Below are 18,438 nucleotides of genomic sequence, written 5' to 3'. Positions count from 1 at the left end.
ATTCTTTTGAGGAGTTACGATGGTTGACTTTCGCCAAGTAGAAGCGATGATTCAAGAACAAATCCCCGATGCACAGGTGATGATTCGGGATTTAACGGGAGGTGGCGATCATTTGGAAGCGGTGGTTATTTCTGGCGAATTTGCCGGCAAAACCCGCGTTAAACAGCATCAAATGGTTTATGGCGCTTTACAATCGGCACTGGCTACCGAAGCCATCCATGCTTTGGCATTAAAAACCTACACTCCCGACGGTTGGGCAGCAGAAAAATAACAGTTATCAGTTAAGTAGGTAGGTGTTACAAGTTGTCAGACACCCCCCTTATTAAGGGGGATCCCCCCGCCTATCGGCACCCCCCTTATCAAGGGGGGCAGGGTAGGGCTGTTTCATTTAAATTAATTACAGCTGATTTTGAGTCAATAAATTTGACCGAAGATTCTCAAGTTTATCTTTTTCTAATCAAAAGAGTTAGTCACAATAACTAATCTTTAATCTTCTGCCAATATTTATTATGAATAAATTGATAAAGCCTGTTCCCAAGCCACTAAAAGCCTATCTCTCTTGAAATTGTCTGAGAGTACATCCTGTTAATTTAGCTAATTTTTCTGCTTCTTACGTCGATAAAACTATCAATTTTTCCCAACGTTCAGCTAACCACCTCTGTCCCTCTGTTATTGAGAGAAAACCCAAACCTCTGAAAAGATTCAATCCTATAGTTGTGAGAATTGACCAATTGCTGGCCGCTTGAAAATCACTTATCTCGCTTTTATCTTCCTCAAAAATTACATCTTTTACCCAATGTAACTGATTTTCTATTTTCCAATGTCCTCGAATAATTTTAGCAAATACTTGAGCGGATTCGGTTAGGCTACTGATATAGTAAGCTGTTTCTTCATAGGTTTTATCCCCGCGACTACCCTTTCTTTCTACTTTAATAACTCTTCGCAGATTTTCAAACCCTTGTCTTTCATTTTTTCTCACTTTAAAAACTTCTATTTTTCTTGATATTTTTCGTCCATGACTATTATCTTGTTCAAGAAAGCAACTTTCTGGCTTTGAGGAATTACTCAGGTCTTGTATTCGCTTATAAAGATTTTTCTGATTTCCTTTAACGGTGATAACATAATCATTTTTAGTCTTGGCTATTAAGCTGATTGTTTTTTTCTGACAGTGTAAAGCATCGCCAGTAAAAACTTTATTTTGGAGAGAGCAATCCTCAATTATAGCTTGCCCTTCGTCGATTTCAGACCCTTTTTTGTTTTCGATTCTTTTTAAGTGTAATACTAATCCACTTTCTTGACTAAACAATGAGACAAACATGATAAAATTTTGTTGTTCATTATTAGGATTCTTTAGGGTGTTTTTGAGACTTTTTCCATCCATACCTAGCCAATTTATATCATCTCTTTGTCCATATTCTTCTAATGCCCATTCATTAAACATTTTTAACAAACTCTGCCAGTCAACTCCCATCATTACCCTTCTAATTGTTGAATAGGATGGGACTCTTTCTGGAATTATGTTAAATTCTTTACTGAGCCTGTGCCGATTATTTTTAGCAAACTCTCCTAGTTCTCTATAACCTGAGTATCCTAGCATTGTTCCCAGTATTATTACTACTAATACTATCCATAAAGGGTGTCTTTTTCCTTTATCTTTCCTAAAGTCCTTGACTTGTTTCAGTTTTTCTATTAAGCTCAACATATATTTTAAAGGTTGGCGGTCACTCCTCATTTTACCTGATAGTGATCGCTTTTACTTTTGATATTCTGATGGGAGAATGAAACAGCCCTAGGGGGCAGGGGGGATCCATCTTCAATTTAATTATAACTACTTATCAGTTATCAGTTAATTTTTTTCTGGTTTTCTTTGTGGCTAATTATCTTCACAACACACAGTCTAATTTAATTACTCATGGTTAGTCCTTTACTGGAACCCTTTCGAGAAGCCTATCGCAATTTGGAACTTTTACCCCTGCGATCGGATAAAGAATTACAGCGTTTTGCTGTCAAATACGGCACAGAAATTATCGAAGAATTAGAACAATTGGTCGAAGATAGTCCTTCGGAAGACGGAAAAATTATTCTAGCAGGACATCGGGGTTGTGGTAAGTCAACCCTACTCTACGAATTTAAAAGAAAGTTAGATGATCGCTATTTTGTTGTTTTCTTCTCGATCTCAGACACGATCGAAATGTCAGACGTAAATCATGTTAATATTTTATTCTCGATCGCCGTTCAGATGATGTCAGAAGCGGAAGCCCAAAATTTAACTATTAAAGATTCTATTAAAAAAAGCTTTTATCAATGGTTTGCTGAACAAATTCGCACCGAAACCAATCAAGCAGATGCCACTGTCGAAACGGGTTTTAACTTTTCTTCTTTACTAGCTCACATTAAAGGAATTCTCAAGATTAATTCGACTATTCGGGAGGAAATCAAACAAAAGTATGAGCGGAGAATTAACGATTTAGTTGCCCAAATTAACATTATAGCTAGTGCGATCGAGTCCCAAAGTCAGAAAAAAATCTTAGTAATTGTTGATGACATTGATAAAATTGACTTGGCACAGGTAAGGGATATTTTTCAATCCCATATTAAAGCGATTATGTTGCCCAGTTTTCGGATTATTATGACTATTCCGATCGCCGCTTTAAGAGAAGTAGCTTTAAAGGCAACTCTCCAAACAGAAACCAACGATCAGATCGTACAAATGCCTGTATATAAACTCTTTAAACAGGGAGACATTAATTCACCTAATGCTATACCCGATCCGCAAATTATTGCTACTTTAACCGAGATTATCACTAAGCGCATCGATCCCGCTTTAATCGATCCTGACACCCTCGAAAAAATTTGTCTTTACAGTGGGGGAGTGTTACGAGAATTAATTCGCATTACTAATGATTGCTGTCGGGTTTGTTTGCGATCGGTTCGTCGTTATCCTGATGATAATACCCTAAAAATTAATCAAGCTGTTTTAGAACAATCAATCACAGAACTTAGTCTCGATTTTGCTGAAAGTATCGGTACAGCAGATGAGGAAATTATTAAAACTGTTTATAAAAAGTCAAAACCGAAGGATCTCAAGGATCAAAATTTTCTAGATCTGTTGCATGGTTTATATATTTTGGAATACCGCAATGGCGATCTCTGGTATAACGTGCATCCGATTGTAGTTGAGTTAATGAAAAAAAGAGGAACAATTTGAATGGGATAAATAAGTAGTTATAATTAAATTGAAGATGGATCCCCCCTGCCCCCCTTGATAAGGGGGGTGCCGATAGGCGGGGGGATCCCCCTTGATAAGGGGGGTGCCGATAGGCGGGGGGATCCCCCTTGATAAGGGGGGTGCCGATAGGCGGGGGGATCCCCCTTGATAAGGGGGGTGCCGATAGGCGGGGGGATCCCCCTTGATAAGGGGGGTGCCGATAGGCGGGGGGATCCCCCTTGATAAGGGGGGTGCGGATCACTCCTTGATCCGTAGGGTTGATTCATGAATCAACCCTACCTAAGGGGGGTATCTGACAGTTTTTAACATTTATCCACTTATTATGAATAATGAAACATCTTCAATTATTGACCAAAATGAAAGAGAATACGAAGGTTTAATCGTGTCTCTAGAGGCAAATCAAGAGAGATTAAATATATTGATTTGTGTGTGTGATCAGGAAAAATTGCGAAAAGAAATCATCGATCGCTATAGCAAAGAATTAGAACCAGTAATCCCTTGTTATCGGATTGATTTAGATCAAAAAGAACCGAGTTTAAGAGCAGCAATTGCTAGTTTAGTCTCCAGAAAACCAGAGTTATTACAAAGCAAAAACGCCGTGATCACAACCACAGGAGTGGAAAAATTACACTCGATCGAATGGCAACGGGAAAAATCGGAACTAGATAAATTTTTTGGTTATCTGCAATGGACAAGGGAAGGACTGCGAGAATTTCCCTATTCCATTGTTCTTTGGGTAACAAACACAGTGGAAGTAAATTTACGCAAAAAGTCCCCCGATTTTTGGAGTTGGAGAAAAGGAGTTTTTCGCTTTATTTCTCCTCCAAGTAACTTTTTACCTTCTCAGGAATTTTTACCAATTTTACAATCTTTTGACGAAATTACTATAGATAAAGATATTCCTTCAATCTCTAAGGAAGACTTGTTAGAACTAATCGAGCAAATCGAGGTAAATAAAGGCAAAAAAGAGCCAAGACTAGCGAGTTTATATGCCAGTTTAGCTAAGATTTATAACCTTCGTTTATTATATCGATCGCCATTGGTAGATTATCGTCAGGAACAACAGCTTGCGATCGAGTATTATCAAAAAGCGATCGATTTACAAAAAGAGTTAAATCTAGAACTTGATTTAGTTGCAAGTCTCGACTCATTAGCAGGTATTTACTATTTCCTAGGAGAATACCAAAAAGCGATCGAGTTTTACCAACAGTCCTTAGCAATCTTTCAGAAAATCGAAGATCCGTCGAGAGAAGCGAATTCCTACAATAATTTAGGCACTGTTTACGATTCCCTAGGAGAATACCAAAAAGCGATCGAGTTTTATCAACAGTCCTTAGCAATCAAACGGGAAATCGGTGATCGGGGGGGTGAAGCGAATTCCTACAATAATTTAGGCGCTGTTTACTATTCCCTAGGAGAATACCAAAAAGCGATCAAGTTTCATCAACAGTCCTTAGCAATCACACGGGAAATCGATGATCGGGGGGGTGAAGCGAAATCCTACGGTAATTTAGGCAATGTTTACTATTCCCTAGGAGAATACCAAAAAGCGATCGAGTTTTATCAACAGTCCTTAGCAATCAAACGGGAAATCGGTGATCGGGGGGGTGAAGCGAAATCTTGGTTTAATCTGGGGTTTACCTACTATAAACTCGATCGTATATCGGAAGCGAAAGAAGCATATCTTCAAGCGCGGGAATTATATCAAGCATTGGGGTTAGCAGGATATGTTCAATATTGTGATCAGGCAATTCGGAGATTATAATTACCCAGTTGCGATCGTGTAAAAATTTGTTGCTTCCCCCTTGACTTTTGCTTGTTTTAATGCTAGGAATTACCGGACTTGATTGCTTATCTCACCCGATTTTAAGCCAAAACTGGTTAAAAACCGCCATAACGTTCCTCTAACCAGGGATCACCCCGTCGATGGTAGCCATTACGTTCCCAGAAACCGGATTGCTCTCGATCGAGAAATTCTAAGCCATTAATCCATTTAGAACTTTTCCAAGCGTAGAGATGGGGGACAACTAAGCGCAGCGGCCCCCCGTGGTCGGGGGGTAAAGGTTGACCAAACAGTTGAAAAGCGAAAAAATTATCCTCGTGCAGGAATTCCTCTAGGGTCAGGTTAGTGGTATAACCCCCGTAACAGTGTTGCATAACGTGGGTAGCTTCCGGCAACAGGTCAATTAAGGCCATAAAATCCGATACCTTAACTCCCGTCCAAGTCACATCTAATTTTGACCAACGGGTTACACAGTGAAAATCCTTGGTAAATTCCGACTGCGGTAGGGCCATAAAGTCCGACCAGTTAAAAGTTTTAGTCGTGGCCACCTTTCCCCAAACCTTGAATAACCAGTTCTCGGTCTTGATTTGGGGAGTATCCCCGTAGGTAAGCACAGGAAAACCACTAGCGAGATATTGGCCCGGGGGAACTCGGTCTTGATCGGGAGATTCTGGTTTTTTAAAGAATTTGCCTAACATTATTTGAGACTCGCGACGAAAATTCTCAACAAATCTTAAAATATTAGGGAGCGAAAAGGTTTTCTCTACCTCACTCCCCACCATCAAGTTATTCCTCGTCTTCCCCTTCTTCTTCCTCTTTAGTGGGATAGACAAAGCTGTTAGAACGACCAGAAAGGACAGATTTACCCAAAGATAAGGCTTTTTGCGCTTCCCGAGCCGCTTGCTTTCTCCAGTGCGCTCTCCGTTGGTCGCGCTTGGCATTTGAGGTTTTCTTCTTGGGACAAGCCATAGTATTTTAACGATAGTTATAGACTCACAACCTTTCTATTCTACTCCCTATTTCCCTAATCGGCTCGCTCCCTTGTCCGATTCCCTTGATCGCTACTGCCCAAAATATTGATAAAAATGAATAATTATCATTGGCTTACCTATTTATGCTTAAAATCCTATATAACTATGTAGTCAAGTAATTTCTATCATGGTAACTACCGTCGAACCCAGAGTTTTAAGTTCACTGATTACTGTTTACTGTTTACTGCTCACTGAAAAATCCCCACACCCCCACACCCCCACTTCCCCAACCAACTCCTTTAATCTTTCCTACGATTTTGGGTATCTCTAAAGATAGATAAACAGCTAAGGGATCTCTATGTCACTGGAAGAAGGATTAAAATATCTACGCCTAAAGGATTACGCAAGGGCTGTAGAATTACTGGAAGAATATTGCCAACAGTCGGCTAATTTTCATTCTCCCTTATATATTCAAGCTAAAATGGCTCTTGTTCGGGCCTATCGCAGCAATAATCAACGGCAACAAGCGATCGCCCTAGCTCTGGAATTAGAAAATCATCTTGATCAGGAAGTTAGTCAGTGGGCCAAACGATTACTGACAATCTTTAGTGCTGAACAAAAAACCATCGGTATTGTCACTAATGGGGTCAAATTTCGAGCGCTGCCCAAGGCAGCACGAGCAGCACGGGTAAGTGTCCGGTTATCCCGGACTATCCCCGAAAATAGACTTATTTTTGCTAAACTATTGACAATTACGGCTTTTTATGCTATAGTCTGTGGTCTTTTTTTTGTAATTACCCGTTTGCTCCTCATCCCTGCGGGGACGGGTGTAATTATTGCCTTGCTCTTGAGCGGTTTCTTAGGCGGACTCATCCTTTTTATCGCCCCGAATCTAATTGATTGGACACAAAAACGTCTTTATCGAGTGCATTGGGTGTCCTTAGCGGAAATTAAACGGTATAGCCCAGAATCGGCGGCGGTAATTGGGCGTATATGCCGAGAAAAAGGGTTAAAACCGCCAAAACTAGGCATTATCGAAGAAGGACAGCCCCTCGCTTTTACCTATGGCTCTCGACGGGGTAATGCTCGCTTAGTAGTTAGCAGAGGTTTATTTACCTATCTCGACGATGAGGAACTAGCGACGGTATATGCTCATGAATTAGGGCATATTTGGCAGGGAGACTTTGCCCTGATGACTATCTGTGCTAGTTTCGACCATTTAAGCTGTTATCTCGATTCTTTTGCCCAAAATCAAGGTAATAATTTTAAAGACACAGTTTTTCTAGCCCTTCTCTCATCAATTATCACTATTTTTAGGCCAATTATTGTTTTTTGCTGTCTTTATCTGTCTCGTACTAGAGAATACTTCGCCGATCATTTTGCTGCCCAAGTTACCGGTAATCCCAATGCTTTGGCCCGCGCTTTAGTAAAAATTGCCTTTGGTTTAGTCCAAGAAACTGCCCAGTTTAGTCCCCTGTTATTGAGTACAAAAGTATTAAATATTGCCCTGGAGCAGGATGCGATCATTGCCGGTAACGTTTATGGTATCGCATTGGAGTCTCGCCGGATCGGACAGAGTTTTCTCTGGGATATATATAACCCTTGGGCAAAATGGTTAGAGTTGCAATCTAATCATCCCCTGACTGGTGAAAGGATTCGCGCTTTAACTAACTATGCCCGACAGATGGATCTGGATATAGAATTTAGTCTGGGGGAAGTATTACGCAAAAAAATGGAATTAAATCCCAAGAAACTCTATCAAAACTTTTGTCTACGACTGTGTTTATATTATGCTTCGGGACTAGGCTTTATTATTGGGGTTGTCATAGCTGGTTTTCTTTGGCTGAAATTTAGCTCTTGGGGTGCATTGGGCCTAATTTTAGTCGGTGGGGGTTTGGGTATAATTATCAATCGATTAGCCAGTTATCCTCGTCTCAACAATGCTGGTTTCAGCGATATTTTTTCTTTAACTGATAATCCTTACAGTCATCCCCTCCCAGCTATCCCCGTCCGACTCCGCGGTGAGTTAATTGCTCAAGGAAAGAATTTCTTTCTTAAAGATAGCACCGGCATAATTCCCCTCGCTCCTAACTATCGTTTTGGTTTTTGGCATAAAATCAGGACTACTAACTCCCCCATGGCAGCAATAAATAATACATCTGTACGAGTTCTCGGTTGGTTTCGTCGCGATTTATCTCCTCGTCTCGAATGGAGTCAAATAACTCACTCTGGCGGAAATATTCGGTTTTATCCCCGTTTTTGGTCTTTGGTTAGCGGTTTTGGCTTATTAGTCTCCGGTTTAATTATCGCAGTCACATTTTAAGCATCGCAAAAAACTGCCACTTCATCCCTTTTCTAGTTTTAGGTACTTGCTTGGATAGTACCCAATCTTTGAGCGGCAATCCCTAAAATCCTCTAGTCTCACACCCCGAAAACTATTGATAACTATTGATAAAACTTAATAATTATCATTGGCTTACCTATTTATGTTTAAAATCCTATATAGCTATGTAGTCAAGTAATTTCCATCATGGTCACTACCGTTGAACCCCCCTCCCAGAAAAAAGCTGTTCTGCGCGAAACTATCCTCACTCCTCGTTTCTATACCACCGATTTTGAGGCTGCCGCTAATTTTGACCTTTCTCTGCAAGAAACCGAAATCAAAGCGATGTTAGAGGAGATGCGGACCGATTACAACCGGCATCACTTTGAACGTCAGCAAGAATTTGAGAACTATCAAGATAATCTCGATGAAAAAACGAGAAATGCCTTTATAGATTACCTAGAACGCTCCTGTATCTCCGAATTTTCTGGCTTTTTGTTATTTAAGGAACTGTCACGACAACTAAAAAGCCGTAATCCCTTGTTAGGGGAGATATTTCATCTTATGGTTAGATATGAGGCGCGCCATGCAGGATTTCTCAATAAAGCCATGGCTGACTTTAATATTTCCCTCGATTTAGCCAAAATTACTAAAACCCGTACCTACACCTTTTTCCCCCTTGAATGGGTGTTATATACGGTCTATCTCTCCGAAAAAATCGGTTATTGGCGGTATATTCTCATTTATCGTTATTTAGAAGAACATCCCCAGTATAAATTTAATCCTCTTTTTAATTACTTCGAGAGTTGGTGTCAAGACGAAAATCGCCACGGAGATATCTTTAAAACCTTACTGCGCGCTAAACCGCAATTGTGGAATAATTGGCGATCGAGATTATGGAGCCGTTTTTTCCTGCTTTCCGTCTTTGCTACCCATAGTTTAACTGTACGGGAACGCTCAGACTTTTATGATGCTTTAGGAATGGATGCGATCGCTTTTGATCAAGAGGTAATTCGTCAGACTAATAATACCTCCGCTCGCGCTTTTCCAACTATTTTAAATGTGGACCATCCCCAATTTTTCCCCCGTTTAAACCGTTGTGCCGAACGTAATTTACAATTAAAAGCGATCGATGAAAGTAGCGTTCCCCAATGGCTAAAAACAATGGGTAAGTTACCCTTACAGTTAGGTATGGTCGGGGATCTCCTGCGATTGTATCTGATTAAACCCATAGATGCAGAAGCCACCAGAGAAATGGTACTTTAATCAGTGATCAGTGATCAGTTATCAGTTCACTGAGTTTGAGGTTTGAAGACGAGCGCAAAAAGAGTTAATCATGGAAAGTTTTTCTCGAAGAATTTTTGAGCGGCTGGCGGGATTTGCTGAAACTGACTCGGACAGGGAAGTGTACCTCAATGCCTTGGGCAGTGGAAACCCGGTCGAGAAAGAACAAGATCGCTATGAGTGCCTCTTGCACCAGCTTAAACAGGGCGATTATTCGGCTGCTCTCAAAGCCTACCTTCAGCTTCTAGCGATCGCTGATGAGGGCATTCAACAACAACTGGTCGAGATTGTGCGAGAGCGGGTTTACTCATCGGCTACTGATGAACTGTTGCGAACTGAGCTGCTCGCTTACTTCAAGCCGCCACGAATCCTTGATTTTGAGGATGTACGAGTGCTTCTGGCTTCATGCCCTGATTGGTTCACCTCAAAAAACCTAGCACGGGCGCGGGCGGTCCAAGAACTGGTCGCTCAACGATGTGATGAAGAGTTGTTTAGAACGCTGATGATAGAAGCCTTAAGAGAATTAAACCACCAGACTCGTTCCTTCAACGCTGCTTATGCGTTGCTAGAGGCACTCAAAAAACCTGTTTGCGCTCTCGCCGTAGTACGACTCATGCCTTCGCTTCAGGACCAGACGACTCTTCAAGAGGTCTTCAAGAGAATTCTGGCAGCAGAACGCCAAGGAATTGACCCTTGGGAGAAACTTCCCATCGCTCTTGTTGAGCAGCAATGTCCTCTGACCTCTGCACTTGTTGGGGAGCTCCTAGCGGTGGGAGCAGAGGGTGAAATAGGCAGTCTTATTACCATGTTACTGGCTTCCGCCGCCGAGCCGACAATTGTTGTCCATCTTGTCCAAGAAGCCTGTCAAGAAGATTAAAGTATTAGATGAGAAAGTCGAGGGATTAACGGTACGGGTTGGTTATCAGGAATTTACCAACCGGGGGATTCTGATAGCTTTGGTGGTCGCTGTCTTGGGAGGTGCTGCTAAACTTTTTGGTTTTTTTCCCAATCCCTAAAAGTGGCTCCTAGGCAAGGCTAGAGGCCTTATGATCATAATAAATGGCCGCTCAAAAACCCGAAAATCTATAGGAGTCTAGCAAATGTCTAACGAAACTGTCACCTATTCCCTAGAATCAGTCCTTAAGGAAATTAAAGACAGCATCAAAGAAGTCAACCAGAAAATCGATACCCTGCAAAAAGATGTCAATCAGAAAATCGATACCTTGCAAAAAGATGTCAATCAAAAAATCGACTCCCTTGAAACACGGATGGATGAGAGATTTGACAAGGTAGAAGACCGGCTCACCAAAGTAGAAATCGGACAGGCCGAACTTAAGGGAGAGTTAAAAGGAGATATTAAAGTATTAGACGAGAAAATCGAGGGATTAACGGTACGGGTTGGTTATCAGGAGTTCACCAACCGGGGGATTCTGATAGCTTTGGTGGTTGCTGTCTTGGGAGGTGCCGCTAAACTTTTTGGTTTTTTCCCTAATCCCTAAAAGTGGCTCCTAGAAACGATTACTTGCCTTAGGATTATAAGAAATGGCTATCAAAAACTCAAAAATCTATAGGAGTCTAGCAAATGTCTAACGAAACTGTCACCTATTCCCTAGAATCAGTCCTTAAGGAAATTAAAGACAGCATCAAAGAAGTCAACCAGAAAATCGATACCCTGCAAAAAGATGTCAATCAGAAAATCGATACCCTGCAAAAAGATGTCAATCAGAAAATCGATACCCTGCAAAAAGATGTCAATCAGAAAATCGACTCCCTTGAAACACGGATGGATGAGAGATTTGACAAGGTAGAAGACCGGCTCACCAAAGTAGAAATCGGACAGGCCGAACTTAAGGGAGAGTTAAAAGGCAATATTAAAGTATTAGACGAGAAAATCGAGGGATTAACGGTACGGGTTGGTTATCAGGAATTTACCAACCGGGGGATTCTGATAGCTTTGGTGGTTGCTGTCTTGGGAGGTGCTGCTAAACTTTTTGGTTTTTTTCCTAATCCCTAAAAGTGGCTCCTAGGCAAGGCTAGAGGCCTTATGATCATAATAAATGGCCGCTCAAAAACCCGAAAACCCCATAGGAGTATAGCAAAATGTCTAACGAAACTGTCACCTATTCCCTAGAATCAGTCCTTAAGGAAATTAAAGACAGCATCAAAGAAGTCAACCAGAAAATCGATACCCTGCAAAAAGATGTCAATCAGAAAATCGATACCCTGCAAAAAGATGTCAATCAGAAAATCGATACCCTGCAAAAAGATGTCAATCAGAAAATCGACTCCCTTGAAACACGGATGGATGAGAGATTTGACAAGGTAGAAGACCGGCTAACCAAAGTAGAAATCGGACAGGCCGAACTTAAGGGAGAGTTAAAAGGCGATATTAAAGTATTAGACGAGAAAATCGAGGGATTAACGGTACGGGTTGGTTATCAGGAGTTCACCAACCGGGGGATTCTGATAGCTTTGGTGGTTGCTGTCTTGGGAGGTGCCGCTAAACTTTTTGGTTTTTTCCCCAATCCCTAAAAGTGTCTCCTAGAAACGGTTACAGCCCTTAGGCTTATAATAAATGGCTATCAAAAACCCGAAAATCTATAGGAGTATAGCAAAATGTCTAACGAAACTGTAACTTATTCCCTAGAATCGGTCCTTAAGGAAATTAAAGACAGCATCAAGGAAGTCAATCAGAAAATGGACACCTTGCAAAGAGATGTAAATGATTTAAAGGTAGGACAAGCTAAACTAACTGAGAAAGTCGAAGGGATGGATAAAAGACTAGAAAAAGTAGAAAATGAGCAATACACTCTAGTTAAGGCTATTTCTGACCTACAGGGTTTTCGAGGTCTGATTGTCCCTATCCTTATCGGTGCCATGAGTGCCGCTATCGGTGCAATTATCACCGTTGCTATCAGAATTCTTTTCCTCGGTAACAATCCCTAAAATTCTCTAGTCTCACACCCCGAAAACTATTGATAACTTTAGGAGTTTAGCAAATGTCCAACGAAACCGTCACCTATTCCCTAGAAGCTGTCCTAACTAGGATTGAGAGTAAAATCGACTCCCTTGAAAAACGGATGGATGAGAAAATCGACTCCCTTGAAAAGCGGATGAATGAGAGATTTGACAAGGTAGATGAGAGATTTGACAAGGTAGAGGACCGGTTGACGAAAGTAGAAATCGGACAGGCCGAACTCAAAGCAGAGTTAAAAGGCGATATTAAAGTATTAGACGAGAAAATCGAGGGATTAACGGTACGGGTTGGTTATCAGGAATTTACCAACCGGGGGATTTTGATAAGCTAAACGGCGCTTAACCTGCATGATCCAATAGCTATAACCCTTTTGGAGTCTATATCGGTGATCCGAAGTAAAAGCCGTTTAGCTTAGCTTTGGTGGTTGCTGTCTTGGGAGGTGCCGCTAAACTTTTCGGTTTTTTCCCCAATCCCTAGAAGTGGCTTCTAGAAACAGCCTCCCCCACCACCCCAAAAAAAATTTTTCCCAAGAGTGATAGGTTTTCTGAAAGAGGTGGGTAAGTTGTTCATAGAGAACAAAAAACACTTACCAAAGGATATACCCATGAACTCCACCTTCAAATTCAAACTCATCCAAGCTCTCAACAAAAAGAACGGTAACAAAGGTTTCACCCTCATCGAACTCCTAGTTGTCGTTATCATCATCGGTGTACTCGCCGCCATCGCTCTCCCCAACCTCCTCGGTCAGATAGCCAAAGGCAGACAAGCGGAAGCTCGCACCCACCTCGGTACCGTTAACCGCGCTCAACAGGCTTACCGCTTAGAACAGGGAAATTTTGGACTATTTACTGCCGCTGCTGGCAGTGTAAGTACCGGCGACTTGCCCGTATCTATAGAACCTCAATACTATAATTATACCGGACCTACCGCCACCAGTACCACTTCTGCTCTAACTAATGCTTCAGCTATCGGCGCCTTCGACGACGATATTCGCGACTACTCTGCTGCGGTATCTCAAGACGCCGCTGGTGTTTTCAGATCAATCATCTGTGAAGCAACTCATCCTACTGCTGGAGTAGCAGCAGCAACAACTGCTGCTACCTGCACTACTGGTACCCGGGTCAGATAGATATTCTTCCCAGATTGCCTAAAAGCTTTCTGGCATAACAACCAACAATTGATACTCTAGCGGAAGGTGGCAGGGAAATTTTCTCTTGGAAACCTTGCGCTTTTGATTTTTTTCGGGAAGTGGGGAAGTGGGGAAGTGGGGAAGTGGGGAAGTGGGGAAGTGGGGAAGTGGGGAAGTGGGGAAGTGGGGAAGTGGGGGAATTTCAACTAAAACCCCAACACCCGAACACCCCAACACCCGAACACCCCAAAACCCCAACACCCGAACACCCCAACACCCGAACACCCGAACACCCGAACACCCCAACACCCCCCGCAACGCGCACGCAGTGACCACCCCAACACCCCAACACCCAAAATATAGTCAATATTGCCAGGGCCTAACCATGAAATACCTTCTTTTTTCAGCAATCAAATCACAGGCAAAAAAAGCGAGGGGTTTTACTCTAATAGAATTGTTAGTAGTGGTGATTTTATTGGGGGTTCTCGCTGCCATCAGTTTACCGAGTCTCTTAGGACAAATCGCCAAAGGTAGGCAAGCAGAAGCGCGCGCAGCACTGGGATTAATCAATCGCGCCCAACAGGGTTATCGTTATGAAAAAGGGACTTTTGCTACTTTATCTGAACTATCTCTGGAAGCTGCCACTATTTCCCTAACATTTTATAATATCAGCGAAGTAGGAACTCGCAATCCTGTTGGAGTCGCCTATGAATTGGATGCTTTGACTCCATTTGCTGACGATATTAAAAATTATGCCGGAGCGTCTGGACAAACGGCAGCCGGGGCCTATACTGGTATTGTTTGCGAGGATGAAACTCCTTTAGAAGATAATGTTTCTACCAGTAATTCCGCCGGTGTTCTTAGCTGTGTTAATGGCATTAAAATTAATTAAAATAACCCCAAAAATCTTTTATTTTTGTTGATAAGTAAATGGTTATAATTATGAAGGGCGTGATTTGTCGGTTAATTCATCGTAGGGTTAATTCATCGTAGGGTTAATTCATCGTAGGGTTAATTCATCGTAGGGTTAATTCATCGTAGGGTTAATTCATGAATTAACCGCGATGGTAGGGTTAATTCATGAATTAACCCTACACTGATTATTGACTTTTATTTAAAGCTATGGTAGGTGCAAAAAAATCTCTCAATCTATCCTTACTTAAAACTCTTGGTTTAGTCGCCGTCATCGGTGGACTAATCATAGCTATTGTGGAAATGCAACAGGAAAAGGTGAAAACCTTGACCAAAGAAAAGTTATTAGATAGAAATTATCGTCAAGAGTCTCGCCTAGAAAATGCTCAGGTTGAGTTATTAAAAAATATACCTTCCTTTGGCTTTGACAATATGTTAGCCAATTGGTCAATGTTGCAGTTTATACAATACTATGGCGATGTGGATGCTCGTAGGGAAACTGGTTACGGTTTAAGTCCCGATTTTATGGAAATTGTCACCAAAAATGACCCCAAATTTGTCCGCGCCTATTTGATGATGTCTGTCGCTTCTTCCCTGAATGCTGGTAAACCGGAAAGAACCGTTGAGATTATGAATAAAGGTTTATCAAAAATCACTCCTGATGTCACCGATGCCTATTTTCTTTGGTTATATAAAGGAGTGGATGAACTATTATTTTTAGGTGATATTCCCGCAGCGAAAAAATCCTATCAAATGGCCGCCGATTGGGCGAAAATTGCCGGTAATAAATTTATCGAAAAATCCGCTAGGGGAACAGTAAAATTTTTAGAAACTAATCCCGATAGTCGCGCTCCTAGAGTCGGTGCTTGGATGTTAGTCTGGATAAATAGCCAAGACGAAGAAACCCGCAGGTTAGCTAAGGAAAATATCGAAAAATTGGGCGGTAAATTGATTGTGGTTAATGATAATCAAGTGATGGCAATTCCCCCCAAGGATTAGAGTTTTAACTATTTTTCATACTCCCAAAACTTATGATTTAATAAACCATCAATATCCTCAGCAAAGGGACAAACATCGGGAAAATTAGAGTCCGGATAATCCTCTTTCACCGCTTCTAAAGCTTCTCGATAACATTCTTCTAAAATCTCGATCATAAACCTTTTTAAACTAGGAGAATACTTAAATTCCTTCTTCAACTCCTTGCGAAAATTTCTAATTTCAATTTCCCACCCCCAATAACAATCGGGAAGAACCACATAACAACGTTTTAATAAATGTTCTAATAAACGAGTTAAAAAATTATCAACCGCTTTGGGTTGACTTTTCCCCAAAGACTCCACCTCCTCGATCAAATTCTCTAAATCAACCTGAGATAAATCCCCAGATTTTAATTGTTTGACGGTTGCTTCTATCCACAAAGCAAAATCTTGATCATAAAGATTTTTTACCTTGGCTAAAGTCATCATTTTTCTCCTTATTAAACTTAAATTAATTTCTTGAAAATCACACTAAGTCTGGTTATTAAAGACTGATTATTTATTCCGCCTATTGCCTCTACTCAACGGATTTATTATCAGAGTTTAACTTTCCCAAAACTTATGATTTAATAAAACATCAATATCCTTAGAAAAAGGACAAAAATCGGGAAAACTAGCATCATATTTAATTCGCATATTCTCCACTGCTTCCTGATAACAATCATCATAAATATCGGTTAAAAAACTGCATAAACTAGGAGAATCTTTCAGGATATCTTTTAACTTCGATTGACAGCGTTTAATTGTTACTTCCCAACCTCGATAACAGTCGGAAAATGAAGATAACGCCGTTTTAAACCGTGTTCAAATAATGTAATTAAACGGTTTTTAAGTTCTCTTTTATCTCGTCTTCCCAAAGATTCCACCTCCTCGATCAAATTCTCTAAATCAACTTGAGATAAATCCCCAGATTTTAATTGTTTGACGGTTGCTTCTATCCACAAAGCAAAATCTTGATCATAAAGATTTTTTACCTTGGCTAAAGTCATAATTTTGAGCTGCTCTGTTGACTAATTACCTTTATTTTACCGAAACTTGGCCAACAATTTAAGTCTGAATTGGCGCTTACTTAAAACTTGCATTAAAAGTCGCTCGGTTTGGGTGCATCTCACATTTTCGGAAATACCGATAATCAGCAATTATCAGTCACTCTTAAACTGCTACAAATGTATGAACAGCCGCGTGTAAGCATCCCACCGAAAAGCTAATGCGCGAGGGGTTTGGGGACGGCGCTTGCGTCCCCAACGGGGGGTTTGGGGGGTAGAACCCCCCAAAAGACTGGATTGATGACACAAACCTAAAAAGCACAGTTTTTAAACTGCACCGATCGAGGGATAATATAACCTTGATATTGACAATGGCGACTATGAAAATTTTAATTATGGGTGGAACCCGATTTATCGGTGTTTCTTTGACTAAAGTGTTAGTAGAACAGGGTCATGAAGTAGTATTATTCAATCGTGGCAATAAACCCGCTCCGGTTGCTGGAGTACGACAGATTCACGGCGATCGCACTGACCCAGCGCAACTGAAAGAAAAGCTTAAAAATGAAAGTTTTGAGGCAATTTTCGATAATAATGGCAGAGAATTAAGTGATACTCAGCCCCTCGTCGAGATTTTTAGGGAAAGAATCGGGCATTTTGTCTATGTTAGCTCGGCGGGGGTTTATCTAAAATCCGACCAAATGCCCCATAAAGAAGGGGATAAACTAGATCCCAAAAGTCGCCACAAGGGAAAACACGAGACAGAAAACTACTTAAGCGAGATGGGTTTACCCTGGACTTCCATCCGTCCGGTTTATATCTACGGACCGGGGAACTATAATGACCTAGAAGCTTGGTTTTTTGACCGTTTGGTTCGTAATCGTCCTATTCCTATACCGGGTCATGGGGAACATTTTACCCAATTTGGTCACGTTGTCGATCTGGCCAAGGCCATGGCCGCAGTATTGGGTAATTCTCAGGCTATCGGTCAAGTGTATAATATTTCTGGCGATCGCTATGTAACTTTTAACGGTTTAGCGAAAGCTTGCGCGGCAGCGATGGGGAAAAATGCCGAGGAAATCGAGATTGTTAACTATAACCCCAAAAAATTTGACTTCGGCAAAAAGAAACCTTTCCCCCTGCGGGTTCAACATTTTTACGCTGATATTAATAAGGCCACCCGGGAGTTAAACTGGCAGCCTGAATATGATCTCGTCAGTGGTTTAACAGACTCCTTCCAGAATGATTATCTCCCTTCCGGTCGCGATCGGCAAGAAATAGACTTGGCGATCGATGACCAGATCTTGGCAAACCAACAAAATTAATTTTTTGGTGGGGAGTTTTTTACTGATAAGTAGGTAGGCGTTAAAAGTTGTCAGACACCCCCCTTATCAAGGGGGGATTAAGGGGGGACTAAGGGGGGATCGGCACCCCCCTTATCAAGGGGGGCAGGGGGGATCGAACCTAAAATCCATTTTTAATTTAATTATAACCAGCTACTTAACTGATAACTGATAACTGATAACTGATGCAGCTTTAACCAGTTATTGGACATTCCACCAACCGAAGGCCGGCCCGACAAAGCGAATAACTACCCAAACCCCAGCTAAAACTCCTATACCAATCCAGGCACCCCTAGTGGTTAACTTGTAAGCTTGGGATGCTTGACTTTTGGTAATCGGTAGCCAAGGCAGGATGTTTTCTTCCTGTCCATACTTATCACCCAGGGCCGATTGACGACGTTTTGATTCACCCATACTAATGTCAGTTATTAAGAGGTTTTTCTCTGATTGTATATCGAAAGACAACC

19 protein-coding genes and 3 pseudogenes are annotated in these 18,438 nt (G+C 41.4%); 16 read left to right on the top strand and 6 right to left on the bottom strand.

The window, feature by feature from the left end:
* Nucleotides 1–19: 19 nt before the first annotated feature.
* The gene (locus tag MAE_RS20285) at nucleotides 20–271 is read left to right on the top strand and encodes a BolA family protein (protein ID WP_002764550.1); all 252 of its coding nucleotides are present in this window, start codon (nucleotides 20–22) and stop codon (nucleotides 269–271) included.
* Nucleotides 272–610: 339 nt separating this feature from the next.
* Here MAE_RS20285 and MAE_RS20275 read toward each other — a convergent pair whose 3' ends face one another.
* Nucleotides 611–1,702 (bottom strand): ISAs1-like element ISMae8 family transposase, encoded by a 1,092-nt coding sequence (locus tag MAE_RS20275; protein ID WP_012267222.1) that lies wholly within the window; start codon nucleotides 1,700–1,702, stop codon nucleotides 611–613.
* 210 nt (nucleotides 1,703–1,912) lie between these two features.
* On the opposite strand from MAE_RS20275, the gene MAE_RS20270 reads away from it, so the two are divergent.
* Nucleotides 1,913–3,208 (top strand): P-loop NTPase fold protein, encoded by a 1,296-nt coding sequence (locus MAE_RS20270; RefSeq protein ID WP_012267221.1) that lies wholly within the window; start codon nucleotides 1,913–1,915, stop codon nucleotides 3,206–3,208.
* Nucleotides 3,209–3,551: 343 nt separating this feature from the next.
* Nucleotides 3,552–4,994 carry a tetratricopeptide repeat protein gene (locus tag MAE_RS20260; RefSeq protein ID WP_012267220.1) on the top strand — a complete coding sequence of 481 codons (1,443 nt, stop codon included), beginning with the start codon at nucleotides 3,552–3,554 and terminating at the stop codon, nucleotides 4,992–4,994.
* Nucleotides 4,995–5,110: 116 nt separating this feature from the next.
* On the opposite strand, the gene MAE_RS20255 is transcribed toward MAE_RS20260, so the two are convergent.
* Both MAE_RS20255 and rpmF read right to left on the bottom strand, forming a co-directional pair.
* On the bottom strand, nucleotides 5,111–5,710 hold the full coding sequence (locus tag MAE_RS20255; RefSeq protein WP_012267219.1) for a sulfite oxidase-like oxidoreductase: 600 nt from the start codon (nucleotides 5,708–5,710) through the stop codon (nucleotides 5,111–5,113).
* Nucleotides 5,711–5,798: 88 nt separating this feature from the next.
* Entirely contained in the window at nucleotides 5,799–5,981 is a 183-nt protein-coding gene (gene rpmF / locus MAE_RS20250; RefSeq protein ID WP_002742494.1) for a 50S ribosomal protein L32, read from the bottom strand.
* Between the two features lie 360 nt (nucleotides 5,982–6,341).
* Between rpmF and MAE_RS20245 the strand changes: the two genes are divergently transcribed.
* The 12 genes and pseudogenes from MAE_RS20245 to MAE_RS20195 all read left to right on the top strand — a co-directional run bounded on the left by MAE_RS20245 (nucleotide 6,342) and on the right by MAE_RS20195 (nucleotide 15,607).
* The gene (locus MAE_RS20245; protein ID WP_012267218.1) at nucleotides 6,342–8,306 is read left to right on the top strand and encodes a M48 family metalloprotease; all 1,965 of its coding nucleotides are present in this window, start codon (nucleotides 6,342–6,344) and stop codon (nucleotides 8,304–8,306) included.
* A 207-nt stretch (nucleotides 8,307–8,513) separates the two neighbouring features.
* A complete protein-coding gene (gene acsF / locus MAE_RS20240) occupies nucleotides 8,514–9,572 on the top strand; it encodes a magnesium-protoporphyrin IX monomethyl ester (oxidative) cyclase (RefSeq protein WP_012267217.1) in 1,059 nt (352 codons plus the stop codon).
* Nucleotides 9,573–9,642: 70 nt separating this feature from the next.
* Nucleotides 9,643–10,467 carry a hypothetical protein gene (locus MAE_RS20235; RefSeq protein WP_012267216.1) on the top strand — a complete coding sequence of 275 codons (825 nt, stop codon included), beginning with the start codon at nucleotides 9,643–9,645 and terminating at the stop codon, nucleotides 10,465–10,467.
* Nucleotides 10,463–10,606: pseudogene (locus MAE_RS30505) on the top strand (DUF4164 domain-containing protein); the annotation flags it as partial. The gene MAE_RS20235 and the pseudogene MAE_RS30505, both read left to right, overlap by 5 nt.
* An 84-nt stretch (nucleotides 10,607–10,690) precedes the next feature.
* A complete protein-coding gene (locus tag MAE_RS20230; RefSeq protein ID WP_012267215.1) occupies nucleotides 10,691–11,089 on the top strand; it encodes a DUF4164 family protein in 399 nt (132 codons plus the stop codon).
* A gap of 83 nt (nucleotides 11,090–11,172) precedes the next feature.
* Nucleotides 11,173–11,604 carry a DUF4164 family protein gene (locus tag MAE_RS20225; protein ID WP_012267214.1) on the top strand — a complete coding sequence of 144 codons (432 nt, stop codon included), beginning with the start codon at nucleotides 11,173–11,175 and terminating at the stop codon, nucleotides 11,602–11,604.
* An 86-nt stretch (nucleotides 11,605–11,690) separates the two neighbouring features.
* The gene (locus MAE_RS20220) at nucleotides 11,691–12,122 is read left to right on the top strand and encodes a DUF4164 family protein (RefSeq protein WP_012267213.1); all 432 of its coding nucleotides are present in this window, start codon (nucleotides 11,691–11,693) and stop codon (nucleotides 12,120–12,122) included.
* A gap of 84 nt (nucleotides 12,123–12,206) precedes the next feature.
* The gene (locus tag MAE_RS20215; RefSeq protein ID WP_012267212.1) at nucleotides 12,207–12,536 is read left to right on the top strand and encodes a hypothetical protein; all 330 of its coding nucleotides are present in this window, start codon (nucleotides 12,207–12,209) and stop codon (nucleotides 12,534–12,536) included.
* 53 nt (nucleotides 12,537–12,589) lie between these two features.
* Nucleotides 12,590–13,044: pseudogene (locus MAE_RS20210) on the top strand (DUF4164 domain-containing protein).
* A gap of 127 nt (nucleotides 13,045–13,171) precedes the next feature.
* On the top strand, nucleotides 13,172–13,696 hold the full coding sequence (locus MAE_RS20205) for a type IV pilin-like G/H family protein (protein ID WP_012267210.1): 525 nt from the start codon (nucleotides 13,172–13,174) through the stop codon (nucleotides 13,694–13,696).
* A gap of 385 nt (nucleotides 13,697–14,081) precedes the next feature.
* On the top strand, nucleotides 14,082–14,588 hold the full coding sequence (locus MAE_RS20200; protein ID WP_012267208.1) for a type IV pilin-like G/H family protein: 507 nt from the start codon (nucleotides 14,082–14,084) through the stop codon (nucleotides 14,586–14,588).
* A gap of 230 nt (nucleotides 14,589–14,818) precedes the next feature.
* On the top strand, nucleotides 14,819–15,607 hold the full coding sequence (locus MAE_RS20195) for a hypothetical protein (protein WP_041804234.1): 789 nt from the start codon (nucleotides 14,819–14,821) through the stop codon (nucleotides 15,605–15,607).
* Between the two features lie 8 nt (nucleotides 15,608–15,615).
* On the opposite strand, the gene MAE_RS20190 is transcribed toward MAE_RS20195, so the two are convergent.
* Together MAE_RS20190 and MAE_RS20185 are read right to left on the bottom strand one after the other, a co-directional pair.
* A complete protein-coding gene (locus tag MAE_RS20190; RefSeq protein ID WP_012267206.1) occupies nucleotides 15,616–16,071 on the bottom strand; it encodes a DUF29 domain-containing protein in 456 nt (151 codons plus the stop codon).
* Between the two features lie 117 nt (nucleotides 16,072–16,188).
* Nucleotides 16,189–16,634, bottom strand: a pseudogene (locus MAE_RS20185) (DUF29 domain-containing protein).
* A 377-nt stretch (nucleotides 16,635–17,011) separates the two neighbouring features.
* Between MAE_RS20185 and MAE_RS20180 the strand changes: the two are divergent.
* The gene (locus MAE_RS20180) at nucleotides 17,012–17,953 is read left to right on the top strand and encodes an NAD-dependent epimerase/dehydratase family protein (protein ID WP_012267203.1); all 942 of its coding nucleotides are present in this window, start codon (nucleotides 17,012–17,014) and stop codon (nucleotides 17,951–17,953) included.
* Nucleotides 17,954–18,172: 219 nt separating this feature from the next.
* Here MAE_RS20180 and MAE_RS20175 read toward each other — a convergent pair whose 3' ends face one another.
* Nucleotides 18,173–18,385 carry a DUF2839 domain-containing protein gene (locus tag MAE_RS20175; protein WP_002759416.1) on the bottom strand — a complete coding sequence of 71 codons (213 nt, stop codon included), beginning with the start codon at nucleotides 18,383–18,385 and terminating at the stop codon, nucleotides 18,173–18,175.
* Nucleotides 18,386–18,438: the final 53 nt, after the last annotated feature.

The sequence above is a fragment of the Microcystis aeruginosa NIES-843 genome (assembly GCF_000010625.1).
Classification (GTDB): Bacteria; Cyanobacteriota; Cyanobacteriia; order Cyanobacteriales; family Microcystaceae; genus Microcystis; species Microcystis aeruginosa.
This window is presented reverse-complemented; position numbering and strand designations above follow the sequence as displayed.